The organism is Clostridium chromiireducens (assembly GCF_003575225.1).
GTDB classification, from domain to species: domain Bacteria; phylum Bacillota; class Clostridia; order Clostridiales; family Clostridiaceae; genus Clostridium; species Clostridium chromiireducens.
Map to the genome: position 1 here is coordinate 763762 of NZ_QXDJ01000003.1, position 22611 is coordinate 786372.

22 protein-coding genes are annotated in these 22611 nt (G+C 29.1%); 7 read left to right on the plus strand and 15 right to left on the minus strand.

The window, feature by feature from the left end:
* Positions 1–235: 235 nt before the first annotated feature.
* Positions 236–1585 (plus strand): [Fe-Fe] hydrogenase large subunit C-terminal domain-containing protein, encoded by a 1350-nt coding sequence (locus D2A34_RS15050; RefSeq protein WP_079441547.1) that lies wholly within the window; start codon positions 236–238, stop codon positions 1583–1585.
* A gap of 168 nt (positions 1586–1753) precedes the next feature.
* Here D2A34_RS15050 and D2A34_RS15055 read toward each other — a convergent pair whose 3' ends face one another.
* Both D2A34_RS15055 and gloA read right to left on the minus strand, forming a co-directional pair.
* Positions 1754–3787 (minus strand): penicillin-binding transpeptidase domain-containing protein, encoded by a 2034-nt coding sequence (locus D2A34_RS15055; RefSeq protein WP_119367181.1) that lies wholly within the window; start codon positions 3785–3787, stop codon positions 1754–1756.
* Positions 3788–3973: 186 nt separating this feature from the next.
* On the minus strand, positions 3974–4351 hold the full coding sequence (gene gloA / locus D2A34_RS15060) for a lactoylglutathione lyase (RefSeq protein ID WP_079441549.1): 378 nt from the start codon (positions 4349–4351) through the stop codon (positions 3974–3976).
* 355 nt (positions 4352–4706) lie between these two features.
* Here gloA and cax point away from each other — a divergent pair, with 355 nt between their 5' ends.
* A complete protein-coding gene (cax, locus tag D2A34_RS15065; RefSeq protein WP_079441550.1) occupies positions 4707–5753 on the plus strand; it encodes a calcium/proton exchanger in 1047 nt (348 codons plus the stop codon).
* 201 nt (positions 5754–5954) lie between these two features.
* Here cax and D2A34_RS15070 read toward each other — a convergent pair whose 3' ends face one another.
* Positions 5955–6875, minus strand: coding sequence for a magnesium transporter CorA family protein (locus D2A34_RS15070; RefSeq protein WP_119367182.1), 921 nt, complete (start codon positions 6873–6875; stop codon positions 5955–5957).
* 71 nt (positions 6876–6946) lie between these two features.
* Positions 6947–7444 (minus strand): cupin domain-containing protein, encoded by a 498-nt coding sequence (locus D2A34_RS15075; protein WP_079441552.1) that lies wholly within the window; start codon positions 7442–7444, stop codon positions 6947–6949.
* Between the two features lie 142 nt (positions 7445–7586).
* Between D2A34_RS15075 and D2A34_RS15080 the strand changes: the two genes are divergently transcribed.
* Both D2A34_RS15080 and D2A34_RS15085 read left to right on the plus strand, forming a co-directional pair.
* Positions 7587–8153, plus strand: coding sequence for a LemA family protein (locus D2A34_RS15080; protein ID WP_079441553.1), 567 nt, complete (start codon positions 7587–7589; stop codon positions 8151–8153).
* A complete protein-coding gene (locus D2A34_RS15085; protein WP_119367183.1) occupies positions 8150–8944 on the plus strand; it encodes a TPM domain-containing protein in 795 nt (264 codons plus the stop codon). Before D2A34_RS15080 ends, D2A34_RS15085 begins: the two co-directional genes overlap by 4 nt.
* A gap of 114 nt (positions 8945–9058) precedes the next feature.
* Here D2A34_RS15085 and D2A34_RS15090 read toward each other — a convergent pair whose 3' ends face one another.
* The 10 genes from D2A34_RS15090 to yjeM all read right to left on the minus strand — a co-directional run bounded on the left by D2A34_RS15090 (position 9059) and on the right by yjeM (position 18188).
* On the minus strand, positions 9059–9328 hold the full coding sequence (locus D2A34_RS15090; RefSeq protein WP_079441555.1) for a late competence development ComFB family protein: 270 nt from the start codon (positions 9326–9328) through the stop codon (positions 9059–9061).
* 430 nt (positions 9329–9758) lie between these two features.
* On the minus strand, positions 9759–11093 hold the full coding sequence (locus D2A34_RS15095; protein ID WP_119367184.1) for a CCA tRNA nucleotidyltransferase: 1335 nt from the start codon (positions 11091–11093) through the stop codon (positions 9759–9761).
* A 180-nt stretch (positions 11094–11273) separates the two neighbouring features.
* The gene (locus D2A34_RS15100) at positions 11274–12170 is read right to left on the minus strand and encodes a MurR/RpiR family transcriptional regulator (RefSeq protein ID WP_079441557.1); all 897 of its coding nucleotides are present in this window, start codon (positions 12168–12170) and stop codon (positions 11274–11276) included.
* A gap of 135 nt (positions 12171–12305) precedes the next feature.
* Positions 12306–13016 carry a pseudouridine synthase gene (locus D2A34_RS15105; RefSeq protein ID WP_079441558.1) on the minus strand — a complete coding sequence of 237 codons (711 nt, stop codon included), beginning with the start codon at positions 13014–13016 and terminating at the stop codon, positions 12306–12308.
* A 200-nt stretch (positions 13017–13216) separates the two neighbouring features.
* Positions 13217–13471: a ground-like protein gene (locus D2A34_RS15110; RefSeq protein WP_079441559.1), complete on the minus strand. Its 255-nt coding sequence runs from the start codon at positions 13469–13471 to the stop codon at positions 13217–13219.
* A 105-nt stretch (positions 13472–13576) separates the two neighbouring features.
* Positions 13577–14638 (minus strand): hypothetical protein, encoded by a 1062-nt coding sequence (locus D2A34_RS15115; protein WP_119367185.1) that lies wholly within the window; start codon positions 14636–14638, stop codon positions 13577–13579.
* The gene (locus D2A34_RS15120) at positions 14619–15515 is read right to left on the minus strand and encodes an ABC transporter ATP-binding protein (protein ID WP_119367186.1); all 897 of its coding nucleotides are present in this window, start codon (positions 15513–15515) and stop codon (positions 14619–14621) included. Before D2A34_RS15120 ends, D2A34_RS15115 begins: the two co-directional genes overlap by 20 nt.
* Positions 15499–15897: a GntR family transcriptional regulator gene (locus D2A34_RS15125; protein WP_119367187.1), complete on the minus strand. Its 399-nt coding sequence runs from the start codon at positions 15895–15897 to the stop codon at positions 15499–15501. Before D2A34_RS15125 ends, D2A34_RS15120 begins: the two co-directional genes overlap by 17 nt.
* Complete coding sequence (locus tag D2A34_RS15130) at positions 15890–16438, minus strand: hypothetical protein (protein ID WP_119367188.1); 549 nt, start codon at positions 16436–16438, stop codon at positions 15890–15892. The genes D2A34_RS15125 and D2A34_RS15130 overlap by 8 nt, the downstream gene beginning before the upstream one ends.
* 259 nt (positions 16439–16697) lie before the next feature.
* Entirely contained in the window at positions 16698–18188 is a 1491-nt protein-coding gene (yjeM, locus tag D2A34_RS15135) for a glutamate/gamma-aminobutyrate family transporter YjeM (RefSeq protein ID WP_119367189.1), read from the minus strand.
* Positions 18189–18743: 555 nt separating this feature from the next.
* Between yjeM and D2A34_RS15140 the strand changes: the two genes are divergently transcribed.
* Together D2A34_RS15140 and D2A34_RS15145 are read left to right on the plus strand one after the other, a co-directional pair.
* Positions 18744–19733: a sulfide/dihydroorotate dehydrogenase-like FAD/NAD-binding protein gene (locus D2A34_RS15140; RefSeq protein WP_119367190.1), complete on the plus strand. Its 990-nt coding sequence runs from the start codon at positions 18744–18746 to the stop codon at positions 19731–19733.
* Positions 19730–21007 (plus strand): FAD-dependent oxidoreductase, encoded by a 1278-nt coding sequence (locus D2A34_RS15145; protein WP_119367191.1) that lies wholly within the window; start codon positions 19730–19732, stop codon positions 21005–21007. The genes D2A34_RS15140 and D2A34_RS15145 overlap by 4 nt, the downstream gene beginning before the upstream one ends.
* A gap of 56 nt (positions 21008–21063) precedes the next feature.
* Here D2A34_RS15145 and D2A34_RS15150 read toward each other — a convergent pair whose 3' ends face one another.
* The gene (locus D2A34_RS15150; protein WP_119367192.1) at positions 21064–21918 is read right to left on the minus strand and encodes a D-alanyl-D-alanine carboxypeptidase family protein; all 855 of its coding nucleotides are present in this window, start codon (positions 21916–21918) and stop codon (positions 21064–21066) included.
* A gap of 140 nt (positions 21919–22058) precedes the next feature.
* Between D2A34_RS15150 and D2A34_RS15155 the strand changes: the two genes are divergently transcribed.
* Entirely contained in the window at positions 22059–22604 is a 546-nt protein-coding gene (locus D2A34_RS15155; RefSeq protein ID WP_079441569.1) for a DUF2953 domain-containing protein, read from the plus strand.
* Positions 22605–22611: the final 7 nt, after the last annotated feature.

Sequence of the window (22611 nt, forward strand, 5' to 3'; positions counted from 1 at the left end):
TTAATTTATTTTTATTTAATTTATTATTTCTCTATGATGTAAGTTAATATAATTAAGTTTCCTAATTAATTTAATAGTTTAATTAACTATTTTATTTCGATTTGCAGACTCTATAAATTTCTATTATCAACCTCTCAAAGAAATTATTATTTGCAGTTTTTAATTTGAGTATTATATTTGCTTTTGTATATATAATAATATATAAATACTATAATTTATACAATGGAGGTATCTTATGAATAATAAATATAGTGATTTATTTGATGAATTGGTTAAATCATACTATAACGGCAATTTTGACGAAACTCTTAAACGCATTATGGTATGTCATAAAAAATCACCTCAAGAAACCTTTAACATCATTAAGTCTTTATGTGGAGTTGATTTAGAGTTTGATAATAATTATGTATATAATTTAAAGAAAGCAATAACTGATTATACTGTTGAGACAAGATTGCTTGATAAAATTAAAGGATGCCCTGAATCTTGTATTAAAGATGAAAATGGAAAATACAGTTGTCAAGCAGCATGTCCTTTTGATTCTATAATATACGATAAAAAAGTAAAGAATGCTTACATAGATAATGATCGCTGTTTACAATGTGGAAAATGTGTAGACTCTTGTAAAGAAGGGTTAATTTTAGATAAGGTTTATTTCCTACCCGTTTTAGATTTAATAAAAAATAATGAACATGTTTTTGCGGCTGTGGCTCCTGCAATAACAGGACAATTTGGAGATGAGGTGACAATGGATCAAATAAGATCTGCACTTATTAAAATTGGTTTTACTGACATGGTAGAAGTTGCCTTTGCTGCTGATGCTTTAACAATTAAAGAAGCAGTAGAATTTGATAAACACGTTAGTGGACCAGACGATTTTTTTATCACCTCTTGTTGCTGCCCTATATGGATAGGAATGTTAAAAAAGGTATATAAAGAGCTCGTTCCAGAGTTATCTCCGTCTGTCTCACCAATGGTTGCTGCTGCAAGAATGATTAAAAGACTAAATGAAAATGCTAAAGTTGTTTTTATAGGTCCATGTATTGCTAAAAAAGCAGAAGCTAAGGAAAAAGATTTAAATGACGCTGTAGATTTTGTATTAACTTTCCAAGAACTTGATGATGTATTAAGAGCTTTGGATATTGAACCAAGTAAACTTGAAGGCGTTCCTTCAATTGAATATGCTTCAAGAGGTGGAAGATTGTATGCTCGAAGTGGTGGTGTTTCAACTGCAGTTGCTGATACTATTGAGGAGCTCTACCCCGAAAAATCCCAACACTTTAAATCTGCATATGCTTCAGGCGTTAAAGAATGTAAGGAACTCTTAGATAATGCTTTAAAAAGAAATATAGATGCGAATTTCTTAGAAGGTATGGGCTGCGTTGGCGGATGTGTTGGCGGTCCAAAAGCACTCATTCCACCAGAACAAGGAAGAGAAGCTGCTAATGACTTTGCTTATAACTCGGCAATAAAAGTACCTATTCATAGCAGATTACTTGACCAAGTGCTTGAAAAACTTGATATTCACTCTGTTGATGATTTTAAAAATCATGAGAAAGTTAGTATTTTCGAACGTGAATTTTAATTTTATACGTAATTTCATCTCAAAAATGCATTAAAAAATATAAAAGAGGTTAATCCATTTTTTATCTTATTAAAAGTATTAGGATAAAAAATGAATTCAACCTCTTAATAATAATCTATATAATTTTTAGAACTAATTTCCCCAAAATTTTCATAGATAAATATTATATTATTTTACAGTTTCTAATGCTTTCTTAACTTTAGGGACTACATAATGACTTCCTCCCTTATCCTTTACATCTTCAACCATCATTACAACTAACAAATTATTAGGTGCTTTATTTGTTGTCATACCTACAAACCAACCAAGTTCAGTTCCGTTTTTATCAGTTTGTGAAGTCTTTATTTCAGCAGTACCGGTTTTACCAGCTATAGTTAAACCTGCTGTATATGCTTGATGCCCTGTACCCCTCGGATTTTCTACAACTTGAACTAAATCTTGCAATACAGTATCTGCTGAATCTTTTGATACAGCACTTTCCTTCCATATTTCACTTTCTGGAGTATCCTTATAAACAAGATATGGAGTCAGAATATTACCGTTATTTTGAAACATTGTATATATTGATGCCAGGTGTACTGGATTTATTAAAACTTCAGCTTGTCCGTATCCGCTGTCTGCAAGCTGTATTTCTGTCTTAAAATTCCCATCACTTGAGAATTGTGAATTAAATAAAGGATATTCAAAAGGTATTTTATCAGAAAATCCAAAATTATTTAATTTCTCTTTAAATGTATCTTTACCTATGTCTAATGCTGCTTGTGCAAAATATATATTATCTGAATAAACAAGTGCATTTGAAAGATTTGAAGGTCCTCCATAATCACTTACTCTTGTAACAGAATAATTTCCCCAGCTACTATTCTTTTTCCACGAAAGACCTGTAATATTTTTATTAGCATTTGGATCAATTTTCTTAGTATCAACTCCTATAGCAGCAGTAATTGGTTTAAATGATGAACCCGGCACCGAAATTGCTTGAAATCTATTATATAAAGGCTTATTAGGATCATTATTCAAGCTATTCCATTTATCGTTAGATATACCCAAAATAAAATCATTAGGATTATATGATGGAGTACTTACCAATGCTAATACTTCCCCTGTGCTAGGATTCATAGCAACTGATGCTCCTTTTTCCTTTGAAAGTTCATTATATAATATACTTTGCATATTACTATCAATTGTTAATTTTAAATCAGAACCATCTTTAACTTCCTTAGTTAATAGGGACTTCTTTTTTTCTCCTTCTTTATTTTGAATGTATATTTCTACCCCATCAATTCCTCTAAGTGTATCTTCAAAAGTTTTTTCTAGGCCAGACTTTCCAATCATAGAATTTTCATTATATTCTTCATCTTTATGCTTATCTAAATCATCAGCATTTATTTGTTGGATATATCCCGTCAAATGTGCGGCTTGTTCGTCAAATGGGTATATTCTTGCATCCTTATCATTAATTTTAACACCGGAAATCTTAAGTAAACTTGGAATTCTTGCATCACCTGCTGGTATAGTCTTTATAGGTACAAACATATCTGGCTTTACATAAGATGCATTCAATTGGCTGTTTATATAATCTACTGATGTTTCTAACAACTTAGCAATATCATTTATTGACTTATCCTTATCAGACCCTAAATTTCCTGGAACAATCCCAACATTAGATGCAACAGAATCAGTTGCAAGCTTTACACCATTTCGGTCTAAAATATCCCCTCTTTTAGCTTTTATTGTTTTTACTCTAATCTTATCATTATCAGTTAGATCCGGGAAAATCGTTTTTGAATTCCAATTTATAAAATAATCTTTTCCAAGATCCTTTATCATAGTTATACTATTCATAAATTCAAACTCACCACATATTGTATCCATACTTGTATCATAAGTAACAGTAGCCTGACTTCCATTCTTCTCAATATTTTTAATTGTTACTTTTAAATTACCTGCTTTAATCCCTTCATAAATGTTTTTATTTCTTGTAACAAAGTCGTCTTTTGATAACTTTTGTTTGGTCTCAGCATCTGTTAATTCATACATTTTTTCATAATCTTTAGCATTAATTAAGTTGACATATTCAATTAATCTATTTTCGGGTTTATGTTTGTTATTATATATGAAAAATGCTATTACGCTTAAAATAAACGGAATAACCACTATGCCAACCCCAACAAATATATATGTGTTTTTCCTTTTCTCCATAACTATACCTCTTTACTTTAATCTATGAATAAATTATATCACAAGCACTTCTACAACGATACATCCGCCTCATATTCTGTAAATTTCAAAAGAGATTGCTTTAAAACAAAACAATCTCTCTAACTCTTAACTAACTTATAAACTCAACTTATATTATATAGTACTATTTACTCAATAAAATACTTACTATTTTCTTATTACTTCTACCATATATCCATCTGGGTCAGTTACAAAGTAATATCCCGGTTTTTCTCCTGGCAAGCCCTTTAGTGGAGTAACTTCATATCCCATTTCAATATGTTTTTCTCTCATTTCTTCTAAGTTTTCAATACCTATTGCAGTATGACTAAATCCATTTCCAATATCATACTTCTCCACTCCATAATTATAAGTAAGCTCAATTTCATATCCACCAATTTCATTTGATAAATAGACAAGAGTGAATTTATGTTCAGGAAAATCTTTTCTTCTAGTTTCTATAAGTCCCAAAGCATCTCTATAGAATTTTAAAGATTCCTCTAAATTTTTAACTCTTATACACGTATGCAACATTTTTACTGCCATTCTAGTACCTCCTTAGTTATTATTAATTTTAAAATTCCTAATCAGTTCAAACCTAATCTTTAAATTAAGCGTAATAAATAATAAGCAATTTATTATTTTATTATACAATATTTTCTTATTAATAATATACCATATAATTTAAATTCTAAAAATAGTTTGAAAAAAAATTATAATTCAGTTATTATTTATTGAAATAACTAGCAAAATATAGCATAATTAAGTTTTATAAATTATAATATTATATATCGCCAAATTATTGGTTAAGCGCATATTAATATTTGATTTCAACTTTTTTAAAATTCATAATTAAGTTATAGAATTAAGTACACAGTAAATTAAGGAGGATAATTATTTTATGAAACCATTAAAGTATATGCTTATTTTTATTCCAATAAGCATTATTGCAGAATTTATGCATGTGTCTCCATCAATTATGTTTATACTTGCAGCATTGTCGATAATTCCTTTAGCAGGACTCATGGGAGAGGCAACAGAAGAAATTTCATTTTATTCTGGCCCTAAAATAGGAGGCTTTTTAAATGGTACTTTCGGAAATGCTACAGAATTAATAATATCTTTTTTTGCTCTTAAGGAAGGCCTATTTGAAGTTGTTAAATCTTCCATAGCTGGTTCAGTGATAGGAAATATTCTTTTAGTTCTTGGAGCAAGCATGCTTGCAGGTGGCTTAAAACATAAAACCCAGACTTTTAACAAAAAAGTTGTGGAAGTTTCTTCTAGCATGCTTTTATTTGCCGTAGTTGGCTTGTGTGTGCCTGCATTATTTACACATACTGTTGATTCCTCACTTCTAAACACAAAATATGAAGGATTAAGCATTATTGTTGCTATAATAATGTTTGTAATATACATATTAAGCTTAATCTTTTCTTTCTTTACTCATAAAGATATCTATTCAGTCGATCACGAAGATGAAGGTGCTACGGCAAAATGGACATTGAGAAAAGCTATATTAGTATTAGTTGCCGCAACAGTATTAATAGCAATAGAAAGTGAGTTTTTAGTAAGCGGCATAGAATCTATTACTGAAAGCTTTGGACTTAGTGAATTTTTTGTGGGTATAATCTTAATACCAATCATAGGAAATGCTGCCGAACATAGTACATCTGTTGTAATGGCAATGAAAAATAAGATGGATGTTGCTATCGAGATAGCTATTGGATCAAGTTTACAAATTATACTATTTGTTGCCCCAGTTTTAGTATTTTTAAGTTTACTCTTTACTCCAATGAGCATTATATTTAATGAATTTGAATTAATTGCATTGATAGTCGCAGTGTTAATAGCTAACAGAGTATCTAATGATGGAGAATCCAATTGGCTGGAAGGAGTGCAGCTCCTTGCTGTATATTTAATAATTGCAGCATCATTTTTTATATTATAAATTGAAAAAGTACCTAAAAGCTAACTATTAAAGTTTACTTTTAGGTACCTTTTCAGTTTAAAATATACATTCTTATTTCAAATAATTATGTAACTTCTGATTTTTCAGCCAATTTACTAATTTCTTCTGATACAACTTGAAAACCACATTCGTAATCAATATCTGAAATCTATATTTTAATTAGATAATTCATATAATGAATTAAAACCATTTATTTTTTTTGAACCAAAGAATACATAAAACAACTATACAAATACTTACGAATATAACAACTGGGTAACTATAGCTCCAACTATATTCAGGCATATTAAAATTCATTCCATACCAGCCTACTATAAGAGTAAGTGGTAAGAATATTGTTGTAACAACAGTAAATAATTTCATTAAGTTATTTTGATTTATATCCACTTGAGCTTGATATGCTTCTCTAACTTGTGTAACATAATCCCTTAAATTATTTACTCCTTGATATAGACGATTCGTTCTATTAGTAAACATTCTGAAATATTTTATTATCTTTTTTTCAATTAATCCGTTATCATTTTCTTCAATTGATTCTGCAATATTTATGAGCCGCTCATAATATCTTTTTAATTTCAAAAGCTTCTTCCTTAGAATAATTATTTTGTTTAAATAATTGTCTTTTTTAGAAGTTATTAATCCCTCCTCAAGTTCTGCAATTTCATATTCAATCTTTTCAATCCAAGCTGTATCCTCAAATGTAAGTTTATCGAAAAAGTAATATAATATCTTACTAAGACTTGTAAATTTCACTTCCCCACTTTTAGCCCTTGAGATGATATCATCAATAATGTGAAAATTATCGCCTATAAATACAAGAATACTTTTTGTAAAAAAAATACAGACTTTTTTAGATGGCTTTAAAACATCTTTTACATTTGGAATCTTTATTGAGATATAATCAAAGCCTTCATAACTTTCAAACTTTGACGTTTTGCCATTTAAACATTCAAAAAGTATTTTTTCATTTATAGATAATTTTTCTGCATATTGTGAAAGTTGAGCAAATGTTATTTTACAAATAAAATACCTTTCACCGTTTTGGCTGATGTTATCAATTGATTCTTCAACGAGTATATCATTTTTTAGTGTATATATCATATTAATCACCTATTTTTAATTTTCTTCTATTTTACTATTTTTTCAATCAACGCATGTAAAATAATCAATAATTATTTTGTAAGCTTTAAAATTAATTCTTTATATTGGGGATATTTTTCCAACAAGTATATTTTTTCAAACAATTCAAAATCTTTAAATTCAAATCCAGGCGAAACCATACATCCTACTAAAGCATATCCTTTATTATTCATTGCGGAACCAAATATATAGTTTTTTGGCACCAATACTTGAGGTTTCTCACCTTTTTCAATATTTAAGCCAAGCTGTTCTATAATGAGCTCCCCTTCTGGATTAATCATATAGATTGTTAATGGTGAACCAGAATGGTAATACCACATTTCATCTGATTTTAATCTATGAAAATTTGAAACCTCACCGTCTCTTAATAAAAAATATATGCTCGTCCACAGCCTTCTAATTTCTGTAGATTCAGAGGTTGTTCCTCTTACAGGAATGTTTTCATCAGATGCATAAACCTCCTTGTAATAACCCCCTTCTGGATGAGCAGTCATATTTAAGTTTTTAACAAAATAATCTGCTGTATACATATTATTACTCCTTCTATAACTTATTAATTTACTATGTAAATAATATTATAAACAAATTTATTTTGAAAAACTATGTTTAAATAAAATAATATAAAATCTATTTTTGCACATAATAAAAATAGTATCAAAAGGAGGTTTATTTATGAATAAAGGTATGAAAATTGCAATTATTGTAATTGGAATCTTAATTATTATTGGTATTCCTGTTAGTGGATATAATCAATTAGTATCTTTAGAGCAAACAACAAATTCTGCTGCTTCAAATATCGATACACAATTACAAAGAAGATCTGATTTAATTCCCAATTTAGTTAATACTGTTAAGGGTTATGCTGCTCAAGAAAAAACTATATTTACAGACATAGCAAATGCTAGAAGTAAACTTGCAGGCGCTACAAATGTACAAGAGCAAGCTACTGCTGATACTCAACTTTCTGGCTCTCTCTCAAGATTATTAGCTATAGTTGAAAATTATCCCGAATTAAAGTCAAATCAAAATTTTAGAGATTTATCAGTTCAGTTAGAGGGAACAGAAAATAGAATTGCTATTGCGAGGCAAGATTATAATACAGCTGTAACAAATTACAATACTAAAAGAAGAAAATTCCCTATTAATATAATTTCATCAATATTTGGGTTTCAAGAAAAACCACTTTATAAAGCAAGTGAAGGTGCAAAAGACGTTCCTTCAGTGGATTTCACTAAATGATAGAGACGTTCAAAAATAAACGTATATATTGTTTTATATGTTTTCTTCTTTTAATAACATCATTTTTTTGTTATGAAGTAAAAGCTGAAACTAACATTCCTTCTCCTACAACATTAAAATATGTAAATGATTATTGTAAAGTAATTAGTCAATCGGAGTTGAATTCTATAATTTCTATCGGAAAAGAATTAGAAGACAAAACAGGAGCACAAGTTGTTGTAGTAATAGTAAATTCTACAAATAAAATTCCCATTGAAGATTATTCTCTTAATCTTTTTAGAAACTGGGGAATTGGGCAGAAAGGTAAAGATAACGGGTTACTTATTCTTTTATCATTAAATGATAAAGCATGGCGAGTAGAAGTGGGGCGTGGACTTGAGGGAGCAATACCTGATGTTCTCAGTAATAGAGTTATGGAATCACTCGCCAAACCATACTTTGTTAAAAATCAATTTGGAGAAGGTCTTCTTAATTCTTATAGTACTTTTTGCGATTATATTGCTAAAGAATATAATGTCACTCTAGATAAGTCGTTAAATATATCTTTACCAAATTCAACTACAGTAGTTAATAATACAATGTGGAAAATTTTTGGAGGCATATTAATTAGTTTATTTCTTTTAGATATTATTTTTAATAAAGGAAGAATATCTTATTCACTATTACATTTTATGTTTTGGAGTAGTTTTTTTAGAGGTAATGGTCCAAGAGGCGGTTCGTCTGGAGGAGGTGGATTTGGTGGGTTCGGCGGTGGTTCTTCAGGTGGCGGCGGTTCAAGTGGTAATTGGTAAGGGATTTTATTAATTAAGATAGTTTACTGTATCATTTCCCTATGAAGAAATTACACTTACAATTTCTTCATATGACTAATTACTATCTTAATTAAATATACCTATTTGGGTTTGTTATCTATCATGATTAGGGTTGATACTAACTTTATTAATCGCTTTAGTAACTTGTACTATAATATCCGTTTCTACTTGTTGTTTAGTACTTTCTAGCTTAGCCATTATTTTACCTAAAGGTGTAGCAACATAGTATGGCTTAAGATTATTTAAAGCTAATGTGTAAATATCTCTTTTACATTTATCACATTGACAACCATCGATTTTTTCAATCAAAACCTCCATATATTCCCTTACCCATATTTCCATGTAGTTAATAACATTATCCATTATCTTTTCTCTCCCTTTATTGTTACAGTAAATATACTCTTATTAAACATTGCATTTAATAATTTCCACATAATTTACTGATGGCGCAATTATACTTATTGTACAACATTTTCACTTAAATGAAAAGTATTGAATCAGTAATATTTTCATATATAATCCATTTTTTTAAATTATAGTATATTTTTTTATTTTACCATGTATTTACACAATTGATTATACTGTCTTTTACATAATATGTAAAGGTTGAAATCTAGTCTACTAACTTTTTATACATTATATTAATATGCTTAATAAAAAAACAAAAAATGAATAAAGAAGGTAAATTTGTTTTTTATCACCAAACAATTATTGTACCTTCTTCATTTTACATAATAATCCACTAAAAAAACAAATTCTATACCACTTGGCCGTTCTTACTATTTATTATCTATTATTCATCTTTAATCTTTTTTGCTATTTCAAAAAGATCTTGCTGATTATTTAATTCTGGATATTCTATAACTATCTCTAATAATTTTTGCAATGTCTCTCCTATTTCTTGGCCTTTAACAAATCCTAAACTTATTAAATCTCCCCCATTGATCTTCAAATCCTTTAGATTAAAACATTCTTTTTGAGCTATTATTAGATTTAATTTTTCTTCAACTTCAGCTAAATTCTCTAGCCTTTCCCATCTATAATCGGGATTTTGAGCTAATATATCTGCTCTTTGAACTTTTATGAGATCTCTTAAAAGTTCCTCACCAATCTTATTTAACATTCTTTTTACTGATAATTTACTCTTCAAAGTACAATCATGGTACTGTATAAGTGTTAATATTTTTTCTATTGAATTATTATCATATTTTAATGATTTAAGTATTTCTTTTGATAATCTCACTGATTCTTTTCCATGACCATAATAATGTGAAATACCTTTTTTATCAATGCTTTTAGAAATAACCTTTCCCAAATCATGTAAAGCCATAGTTAATCTTAAATATAGACTCGGCTCTATTGACTCAATAGACAATAGAGTATGACTATAAAGATCATGTATATGATATGGATTATTTTGATTGAAATTATAAGTTCCTTTGAACTCAGGAATAATGAATTCTAAAAGTTCACATTCTCTTAAAATATCTATTTTTCTTGGGTTATAAAGTAATATTTTATTGAATTCATCTCTTATTCTTTCTCGTGATATATTTTTTATATTATTTTTAAGCTTTTTTATTGAACACAGAACATTTTCACTAATGTTAAAATCAAGTTGGGCTGAAAATCTAACTGCCCTTAGCATTCTTAAAGAATCTTCATTAAACCTTTTTTCTGGTTCACCTACTGTTTTGATAATTTTATTCTTTAAATCTTTAGCCCCTTCAAAATAATCTATTAATCCCACTTTATAGTTGTATGCCATAGCGTTTATTGTAAAATCTCTCCTTGCTAAATCTTCCTTCAATGAATCTACAAACTCTACTTCCTTTGGATGTCTGTTATCCTCGTATTCTCCGTCAGTTCTGTAGGTCGTCACCTCATAATTTTCTCTATCAAGGACAACCGTTACAGTTCCATGCTTTAACCCCGTTAAAATAACTTTATCAAATAATCTTATTACTTCTTCAGGTCTAGCTTTAGTTGTTATATCCCAATCTTTGGGCTCTTTATTTAAAATAATATCACGAACACAACCGCCCACGATAAATGCTTCAGATCCACTTTCGATTAATGTGTCAATAATATATTCAACATTTCTAGGCATATTCACTAACATACTCATAAATCTATCTCCTTAAAATTTCAACTTTTTATATTCTTACTTTAGTGAGTTCCATTGTATAAAGCAATAATAATCTTCCACTGACAAATAAGCACTATAATACATGATTATTTTATAAAAGTGAGCTGTTCTCGTATTTTTCCGAGAACAGCTCACCACTTATATTATCTTTATATATGTTTAATCATCAGATACATTTCTATTATTGTATGAATAAACATTATATGTTTGCCATATTTGTTCTAAATTTCCGAATATGTCTGAAATATTTTCTTTTTCTCTCATTCCAACAGCTATTATCAATGCATTAATTACTGATAATGGTGCAACTAATGAATCAACAAAAGATGCCATATTACTTTGTGCTATTAATGTATAATCAGATCTTGATGCTAGTGGCGATAATAAACTATCTGTAAGTGCTACTACTTTTGCACCCCTATCTTGAGCAAATTCTAAAACATCTATTGTCTTGGCTGCATATCTAGGAAAACCAATTCCAATTACTAGATCCCCATCACCTACATTTATCATCTGCTCGAATACATCGGATATCCCATAGCTTACAATTTTGACATTTTGAAGTATTATATTAAGATAAAATCCTAAAAATTCAGCAATAGCTGTTGAACTTCTAAGGCCTATGATGTAAATTCTTTTTGCATCAAATATGCTTCTTACAACGTCTTCAAATGTATTTTGATTTATTTTTTCTAAAGTTGCTCTTATATTTTCCATATCTGCTTTAAGAACACCCTTTAAAGCGTCTCCATCCGAAAAATAATCATTTCTAAGTTCTAGCCTTTGAACTGTAGTCAGCTTATTTTTTATAAGTTCTTGCAATGCCTTTTGTAACTTAGGATAACCTGAAAATCCCAGCTCGTTTGCAAATCTAACTACTGTTGATTCAGATACTCCTACTGAAATTCCAAGCTTTGCTGCTGTCATAAATGCAGCTTTGTCATAATTTTTTAATATGTACTCTGCTATTAGTTTTTGCCCTTTACTTAACCTAATAAATTTCCCTTGAATTAATCTCATCAAATCTTTACTATTTTCGTTATTTATTTCGTCCATCTTTTGCCTTCCTGTTATCACTTTGAATAATATTAATTTAATTCTATCATCTTATCTCCAAATGTTCAATAAATAACTGATTATTCACAGAAATTATTAAAAATCTGCAAGTTTTTATTTACTTACTGTTATTTTCTATAAATTATTTATATATTCAAGTTCTTCTTTACTTAACTTTCTATATTCCCCTCTTTTTAAGTAACCTAATTTTATTTCTCCAACAGCTATTCTCTTTAATGATAAAACTTCATGATTTAAAGCTGCGCACATTTTTCTTATTTGTCTGTTCTTTCCTTCATGTATTCCAATTTCTACTGTTGAAACATTCCTATCATAGCTTAAAACATTTATTGTAGCTGGAGCTGTTATATATCCGCCAATATCAATACCAATTTCAAATTTTTGAATATCTCTCTCTAAGATTTCACCTTTTACCACAGCTATATATTTTTTTATAAGCTCTACTCTTGGATGAATAATCTTATTATAAATTTCTCCATCATTTGTTAATAATATCAATCCTGAGCTATCATAGTCCAATCTACCTATTGGATATATCCTTTCAGTTGTTTTAACAATATCTAGAATTGTTGTCCTGCCTTTTTCATCCTTAACAGAGCTTATATACCCTTCTGGTTTATTAAGCATTATGTATACTTTATTTTCTTCTTTCTTTATAATTTCACCATCAACCTCAACTATATCTTTTGATGGATCTATTTTAATTCCTGGTTCATTTACTAAAACCCCATTGACTTTAACTTTTCCTTCGGCTATAATTTCTTCGCATTTCCTTCTAGATGCAACACCACAACTAGCCATATATTTCTGTAATCTTTCTTCCATAACTTTAATCACTCCATAATTTTAGTTCTTTATATAAATAATTCCTCTTCCGTAATTTAAATTATATCTTTTTAAATAGTATAATACAACTTTCAGAATATTATTATTTATGCATAAAAGATAATAGAAACGCTGATTACAGCGTTTCTATCATCTAATTATAAGGCCACTATACAGTTGATTCCTTAAGATTAATCAAATTACCAGAAAAATCCTCCGCAACCTGCTCCGCCACCAAGGAATAAAATTAATAAGATCCAAAGCCAGCTTCCGCAGCCTCCAAAGCCACCGCAGCCTCCTCCGAAACCTCCACCGAGGCCTCCTCCGAAACCACCACCGTAGCCACCGCCACCATATCCACCACAGCCACAACCACAGCTATTACAGCAGCTAGGTTGGCATTGGCAACATGGAGTACATTTACAACAGCAACAATCTTTTGAACGTCTAGACATGTTTATCATCTCCTATTCTTTTGTTAATATATACTATTCAATCTTAATATTTTTTGTTCTTTTTTGATTGAAATAAATATTATATAAGAGACTTTTTATTATTCTTTATACGAAATTTCTTATTATTTTTCTAAGAATTTTATATATAGCGAATGCTACTATTGCAATACATGCTATATCGGCTCCAAATGCTTTAAGAAAATTTTCTCCAAGTAAAGCTGGTCCCCCATTTTTATGCTGCATGTTGTTAATATAATTCTCCAAAAGAAGAAATGCACCAAATGAACCTACAGCTACTGATATTATTGTGACAATAATTTTCTCATTAATCTTAGATGAAAATATTTTGTTGCAATTCTCTAATCTAAATTTTCTTTGAACAATATTATATATTATCATCAATGAAACAATTATTATTGCAGTGACTACAATTTCAATTGAAAGATTATTAAAAGTAATATCTTTTACTGTAATCTCATCAATTAAAATTTTTGAATATCTTCTAAATTCTTGATTAGGATTAACCAATTCTATTTTATCTAATAAACTATAGTTATCCCCCACTCCAAAGTATCCTAAAATATTAACTATTTTCATAAATGTTATAAAAATAGAAAAAGGAACTATAGAAATCATGCTCATAAAACCTATTACTGAATTTGAGAACATTGAATCTATAATTAACATAGAAATGATTCCAATTATACCAAACAAAACTATTTTCAGAATTTCTATCAATATAATAGTTTCATAACCTTCAACAATATACAATAATTCTCGATTACCTATATAAGACATAGTTGCAATATATGCATAGGTTATAACAAAAAATATTAATGTAACTAGTAGACTTATTAATTCGTTGTATTTAATTTGTTTCTTTGTATAAGGGCCACTAGATAAGAACATTTCAGTATTCCTTTTATTAATCCCTTTTGCCATAGAATAAATGCCTATAAATATTACCCCTAACATTATATATTCATATAATCCAGTAGCATGATAATAATTATCGAAATTATTTGCTATCTCATTTTTTACCATGGATAAGTTTCTTTTTATAATTATGTTTGCAATAATACCCCATACAAAAATGCCAATTCCAATAGGTGCTTTTGCAGAGTTGAACCATGCATATAATAATCCCTTATTTAAATACTTTTTCATCGTTCTCCTCCTTGTCAACTTTATATATAAAAACATCCTCTAGGCTAAGATCAATTTCCTCAATAAACAATGGATTAAATTTCCTTAAACTTTTCATAAAATTTTGGTCATACTCATCTGTTATTATAGTAAACACTCTACCAACTTTATTTATTTTAAAGATTCCTTTTAAATCTAAGTCTTCCTCATAAACAGGCTCATTAAATGCTACTTGTATTTTTCGTATTTTATTTTTCATATTCTCTACCGAGTTTTCATAGGTAATTATACCATCATCTAAAATAGCAACATCATCACAGATTCTCTCAAGTTCATTTAAATGATGTGAACTTATTATAATTGTTGTATTATTCTCAATAACCTCATCAATAAATATCTTAAGAAGCTTATTTTTTAGTATTGCGTCTAAGCCTGATGTAGGTTCATCTAATATTAAATATTTTGCATTAATTGAAAATGCAAGAACTATTGAAAGCCTCATCTTCATTCCTTTAGAAAGTTGAAAAATATATTTATTTAATGGGATATTAAATGTTCTATTCAACTCATTAAATTTTTCTTCATTAAAATCCTTATATGAATATCTATAATATTTTAATATGTCGCTTACTTTGAAATTAGTTTGCATTATATTTTCATCTGCCACATACCCAATTTTACTTTTAACTTCAATATTATCGTAAACTTCTTGTTCATCATAAATTACGCATCCTGACGGAGAAGAATATATTCCAGTTAAGCACCTTAGTAACGTCGTCTTACCAACTCCATTTGGTCCTATTATACCAAATATCTTCCCTTCCTTTATTTTCAAGTTTATATTTTTTAGGATTTGTTTCCCCTCAATTTCGAAAGAGAGATTATTTACTTCTATCATTATCACTCACCCCTAATTCAGAAAATATCTGAAGTGTCAATTTCATAAATTCTTCCTTACTAATTCCCCCATAACTAGCTTCAAGTATAAGCTTTTTTAATTCCCCTGAAATGTACTCCATTTTCTTCTCATCTACTTTCCCTTTATAATTATTTGTTATGAAAGTCCCCTTTCCACGTAGAGTTTCAATTACCCCTTCTCTTTCAAGTTCTCCATATGCTTTACTTATCGTATTTGGATTGATAGTTAAAATTGATGATAATTCTCTGACAGATGGTAATTTTTCTCCACCTTTTAATGCACCTTTTAATATTAGTTCCTTTATACCAAATTCAATTTGTTCATAAATAGGAGTGCTACTCCTCGGATCTACTCTAAGCATCAGCGTTGCCTTCTTCGTCAAATCTATCAGTGTTATATTCCTTAATATAATCTATAACTAAGCCTTCCCCTTCATCAACAAGTACCAAATCAATGGTAATTTTTTGTGGGTCGTTATATTTCAACTTTCCTTGACCAGTATACATATAATGATATGCATCAACATTTAATCTAATTGGCTCTTCAATTGTGATTGGATGTCGTTTAGAAAAATTATTTCTAAGGATTTCATATTCATTTAAAATAGATTTCTTTTGCTTATCATTTAGATCATAAATTCTCTTAATATCAATTTTCCCGTAATAAAAATTTAAATCTGTTAGTCTCTTCCTTTCTGAAAAACATTCTTTCAAATCATTTGTTTGCGTTATTTCTCCATTATCTTTACTTCCTACAAGTGGTTTATCTTTCATTTGTTCTAACAGCTCACTAGCAGTATTAAAGTATTTTTGTTTCTTATACATCAGTTCTTCACTCATTCCAAGAAAAGCTGTGAGTATAATAAATACTCCAATTATCACTACAACAGTAGATTTTTTCATATTTCATCCTCCTATTTGTATTAAGTGTACTATTTCAAGTAGTACACTTAAATTATATTAAATAATAAATAGGTAATCAACTAAAAACTTCTTTATTATTTCTTAAGATTTTCTTAAAAATCCAATTAACGGAAACTACTTAAAAAACTTTGAATATATTTATATCTCCAATTAATATAACAAATGATCGTACATCTTTTATCAATCCATAAAAAATAACTAGAGTCAAAATCACTCTAGTTATTATATAAATCATTATTTATTTTCTCTTTTCACTACTTCCATAAATTAAAGACGCCAGGATAATAAATAATATCGGTCCTGCAATCATAGCTATTGCTGAGCTATAATTTCCATTTAAAGCTGGTTCTATGATAGTAAATATGTTCGCAAAGCCAACCACAGCAGTTACTATCATTCCTACAACTACTGCATTTTTTTTATTCTTTATCATTAAGAAAGGTTTCTTTATGTTATCTTTTTTTCTAAACGAAATATACGCAATAGACAAAAATAAATATGGTAAAGTCATTGCAACATTTGTCATATCAACTAATAATCTAAAAAATACTTTCGCGCTGCTTCCCCCCATTGAAACAAATATTACCATAACTGCTACTATAAAAGTCTGAATTTTCATCGCATTTATTGGCATTTCATTTTCATCAATAACAGACATCTTTCCAGGCCACAGTTTTGCAGGAGTACCTTCGATTAATTGTTTTAGCGGTGCATATGATAGTGTAAAAAATGCTCCCGTTAATGCTAAAAACATGGATAATCCAACAAACCTAGCAAGCCAATTCCCCATTTGTGTTGCTATATCAACACTTAGCCCAAGTGATTCTCCAATTGTATACCCTAAGTTGTTCATAACCACATAAGCGATGTTTCCCATATTTACATTTTCACCTGATAATTTTCCAGCCCAATTTGTAAATATACCTATCAAGAAAATCCCAAGAGAGTATCCAACTGAAATTATAGCTGCTGCTATAAGAATGCCTTTAGGAAATGTCTTTTCCGGATTCTCTGTTTGATCAACAAGTCCACTAACTGCTTCAATGCCACCATATGCAAATAAAGCAAAAACCAAAAATGATAAAATCGAACTGATAGTTTGATAGCCCGGATTTGGCGAATTAACAAATGACATAGCTGATGTAATAGGTTCTCTAAATTGTCCCTTATTGAGTGCAAATACAATAATTGCCCCTATTATAAGAACTATATTTAAGATCGCAACTGCCATCCCACCAACTGATGTTATTTTAGTTATCTTACTTATTCCTCTTTTTGATATTGTAAATGTTGCGTACACCCACATAACCCCAAGTATTCCTAGCACTTGAGTTGAATTCAAACCAGCTATTCCCCACTTTGATGTAGTATCTACTCCGAAGATTGTATTTGATAATGGTATCCAAATAACTGAACATATATTTATCATCCAAACTACATATGAAGCATACCACATAAAAACTCCCATAAATGCGAATTTAGGACCTACAGATTTCTCCATCCAAGAATAAATTCCACCTTTTTCATTTTTAAAAGCTGATCCATATTCTGCCATCATGAATGCAAATGGAATGAAATATGTTATTCCACCTAGGATGAACCATGGAATTGCTCCATAACCCATAAGATAAAAGGATCTAGGCATATTTGCAAATCCAAAGACAGAAGTAAAAATCATTAGTATTAATGTAATTAAAGTCAATTTCTTTTGTTTTTCGTTTTTAGTCATTATTATAACTCCTTATTTTTTTCATTTCGTGTAATAAAATTTAATCTACTTTTATTATTTACTTGTATTATTAAAATTATTGATGAAATAAATAATTAGCTTTGTTTCTATATATTTACTTCATTATGATTTTAATTTGCATCTGAAAAATTCATATCAGCATATACTAAGCCATAAATATAATACTATCTATATTTCGTCATTTCAAATTATTTATTTTATCTTTTACTTATAAAAATTTTAATATTTTTGACAATTTATTAAATCAACTCAGCTTTAAGATTTAATTTGAAAACCATTTATCTAAATTACTACCTTATTGCTATTAATTTTTTAATAGCAAATATAGATAAGTAAGCTCTCTTTATAAGCAACATAACAAGATTCTAATTTGCTCTAATTTCATTTTTTCAAAGGAACTCTCAAAATATTACAATTAAAATATAAATAAAATATAAAATTATATTCTAACTAATTTTAATAAGCTATTTTTGTAGCAAAATAAGTCTTTTGAAATAATCTATTATTAGAAGCAATTTTATCTTAGGAGAGAAAATGGTAAAAGAAGCTATTGATTGTATAGATGCTGGAACTGAATACTGCCCCTGTAAACTTGCAGAATATGGACAATGTTTAATTTGTTCTCAATGTCAAGGTCAAGTATTTTGCGACTGTTTAAATTGGAAGGGAGTTTGTATTTATCAAGAACTTCATAATAATGGATATAAATCAAAGGAAGGACGAAAAACTTTTGACTGCAATGTAGAAGAGGTAATTAATCATAATAATAATCTTATTGTTATTAAATTCAAAGCGCCACATAAGTTAGTTTTGGATTTAGTTAAGCCTGGAAGCTATATTTTTATAAGGACAGATGGAAATCAGTACTTTGATATTCCTATTTCAATTATGAATTCTGATATAGAAAATGATATAATTTCAATTGCTGTTGAAATTAGAGGAATAAAAACTGCTAAACTGCTAAACACAAAAGCTAATGAAAACATAGTAATAAGAGGTCCTTATTGGAATGGTGTATTTGGAATTAAAAATATATTAGCTCAAAATAATACTAAAGCATTAATTCTTGCAAGAGGTATTGGATTAGCTCCTATGATACCTGTTATTCGTAAGTTACTTTCTCAAAATAATGAATTGTATGCGGTTTTGGATAAAGATCCCTTTAATATAAATTTTGCAACTGAGTTTTTAGATAAATATAAAATTAAAACTTCTGAAAATTCTTTATTAGAAAAAGGCCAGCTTTCTGATCATGCAAAAGTCATAATTAAAGATAATCTTGAAAATGGAGTAACATTCATCCATATCGCAGGTGCTGACATTTTGACCTATTCTGTAATTAATTACCTAAACGAAATAAATAGAAATGACATTACTCTTTCCTGCTGCAATAACTTTAAAATGTGTTGTGGTGAAGGTATTTGTGGCGCTTGCACATCTAGATTTTCTGGACATAGAGTAAAAAGATTCTGCAAGGAGCAGGCTGACCCAAGAAATATTTTTGAAGGGAGAAGGTTTATATGAAGGTTATTATTATTGGTGGAGGTTGGTCTGGTTGCGCCGCAGCAATTTCAAGCAAGAAGGCTGGTGCAGATGTTACTGTAATTGAAAAGACTGATTTATTACTTGGTCTTGGTAATGTTGGCGGGATAATGCGTAATAATGGGCGATTTACGGCAGCTGAAGAACTTATCGCTTTAGGCTGTGGCGATTTAATTGAAATAACAGATAAAATATCGACTCATAGAAATATAGATTTTCCTGGACACAAACATGCCACCCTTTATAATGTAAATATGATTGAAGGTGAAGTTAGTAAATATCTAAAATCTTTAGGCATAAATCTAATGATGGAAAGTAGAGTAAATGATATTAACTTTGATGGACAAAAAATAAACGGAGTTAATTTAAGTGATGGAACTTATATTGATGGAGATGTATTTATAGAAACCACTGGTACAACTGGCCCTATGGGCAATTGTTTGCGTTATGGGAATGGATGCTCAATGTGTGTCTTAAGGTGTCCATCATTTGGACCTAGAATAAGCATTAGTGAACGATGTGGCGTTCCAGATATTCAAGGAGAAAGAGGCGATGATATATTAGGGGCATTCTCTGGGTCTTGTAAGTTAGCTAAAGAAAGTTTATCTGATGAGATTAGAAACGAGCTCGACTCTAAAGGTGTTGTTATTTTAAAAATACCTCAAGAAGATATAAATTATGATAAATTAAGCACAAAGGTATGTCAACAATATGCTTTAAAAGAATTCGCCGAAAATATCATTTTGCTTGATACAGGACATGCAAAGTTAATGACTACTTACTACCCACTGTACAAGCTAAGAAAAATTAAAGGATTAGAAAATGCTAAATATGTAGACCCATATGCAGGAAGTAAAGGTAACTCAATACGATACTTGTCTGTAGCACCACGAACTAATGACCTAAAAGTCACTGGTGTGGATAATTTATTCTGTGCTGGTGAGAAAAGCGGTTTATTTGTCGGCCATACAGAAGCAATTTGTACAGGTACTTTAGCTGGTCATAATGCAGTAAAACTTGCAATGGGAATGCCACTTTTGATATTACCATCTTCTATTGCAATTGGAGATATAATAACTTATGCAAATGAAAAGTCTTTGACTAGAGAAGGAAGAAAGGACAGATATACGTTTGCAGGATCTGTATATTTTAATAGAATGAAAGATTTAGGTTTATATACAACTGATATAGATGAAATAAGAAAAAGAATACAAAAAGTAAATTTAGATAATATATTTAACCAAAAAATTTGCTAACCTATATTCATATATAAATTAAAGCTACCTAATGTTTAGGTAGCTTTAATTTATAGTTATACTAATTCTTTTACCGTATGGTTTCCAAAAGCAACTTTTTCTAGTACATGATTATATATTTTATCTGTCACATTCCATCTATCTGGACAGTTTAAAACAACAATTATTATATCTTTACCATTATTATTTACGGATGATACTAAACACTTTCCGGCTTGGCCTGTATACCCTGTTTTGACGCCATTTGCTCCCGGAATTTTCCATAATATCTTATTGATATTATTATAATCTCTAGTAAAATTATATTTATCTTTTGAAATTGATTTACTTCCTACAACTTCCCTAAATAACTCGTAATCCATACCTTTAGCCGTAAGTATAGCTAAATCATAAGCTGATGAATAATGATTACTGCTGTCAAGTCCATGTGGTGATTCAAAATGTGAATCTAATATTCCTATTCCCCGTGCATAATGATTCATAATTTCAGAAAATCCTTCTATAGATCCACCTAATTCTTCAGCGATTGCAATAGCTGCATCATTTCCTGATTTAAACATCAGTCCAAAGATTAATTCTCGTAAAGTTATTTCTTCATTTACTTTATAACCAACTGTAGAACCTCTAATACTTGCTGCTTTTTTACTTATAGTAACTTTTTTATCTAACTCGCCATGTTCAATAGCAATAAGAGAAGTAAGTATTTTAGTTGTGCTTGCCATTGGAACTATTTCATAAGCATTCTGCTCAAATAAAACAGCCCCCGTTTCTTTGTCCAATGCAATCGCACATCTTGCATTAACTCTAAAGTTTGTATCATTCTTCCCTTTAGCACTTACACTAATATTTAATATTTGAGTCAAGATAAGGCCTAGTATTAATATCGAAATCTTTGTAGTACCCTTCCTCATAATTAATCACCTTCTAAACTTACTATTTGGTTCTAGTTTCCCTTTAAAATAATTTTTTAAACCTAGTTTTATCAAACTTTAGGTTTAAAATTTTTCTATTAGTCAATAATTAGGATGTATACCTATTGGGGAGGAACTTTATGAAATTATTTTTTATTGTTTTTGGAATTTTATTAATATTTTTTATTCCTATTCCTATTAAGCTTAGTATGTACTTTTCTACAGTAGATTATTATATAAAATTATATAAAATTACTATTTTCTCAAAAAAAAAGCGTAAAAGCAAAACTGATTCTCGAAATAGCAAACCGGTCGTAAAAAAAGAAGGTGAATTTTTCTCTAAATTTTATAAGAAAATTAATTTTAGCTCTTTAATAAAATCCCTATATCATCTAAATTTGAAATTCAAGCCGTCATTGCGCATAAAATTATCACTTGACTACTCATTAAATGATGCTGCAAGAACTGCAATATTTTATGGTATATTGTCTCAACTTAACCCAATTATATATATTACACTAAAACGTCCTTTTCACGTAAATAGATATAATATTAAAATTAACCCAATATTCGAAGACAGGTTTTTACTAAAAATTGAAACTTCAAGTATAATTTTCTTGTCCTTTGCAAACATTATATATATAACAATTATATTTCTAAAAATATTATTAAAACAAGGGAGGTGACCCCTGA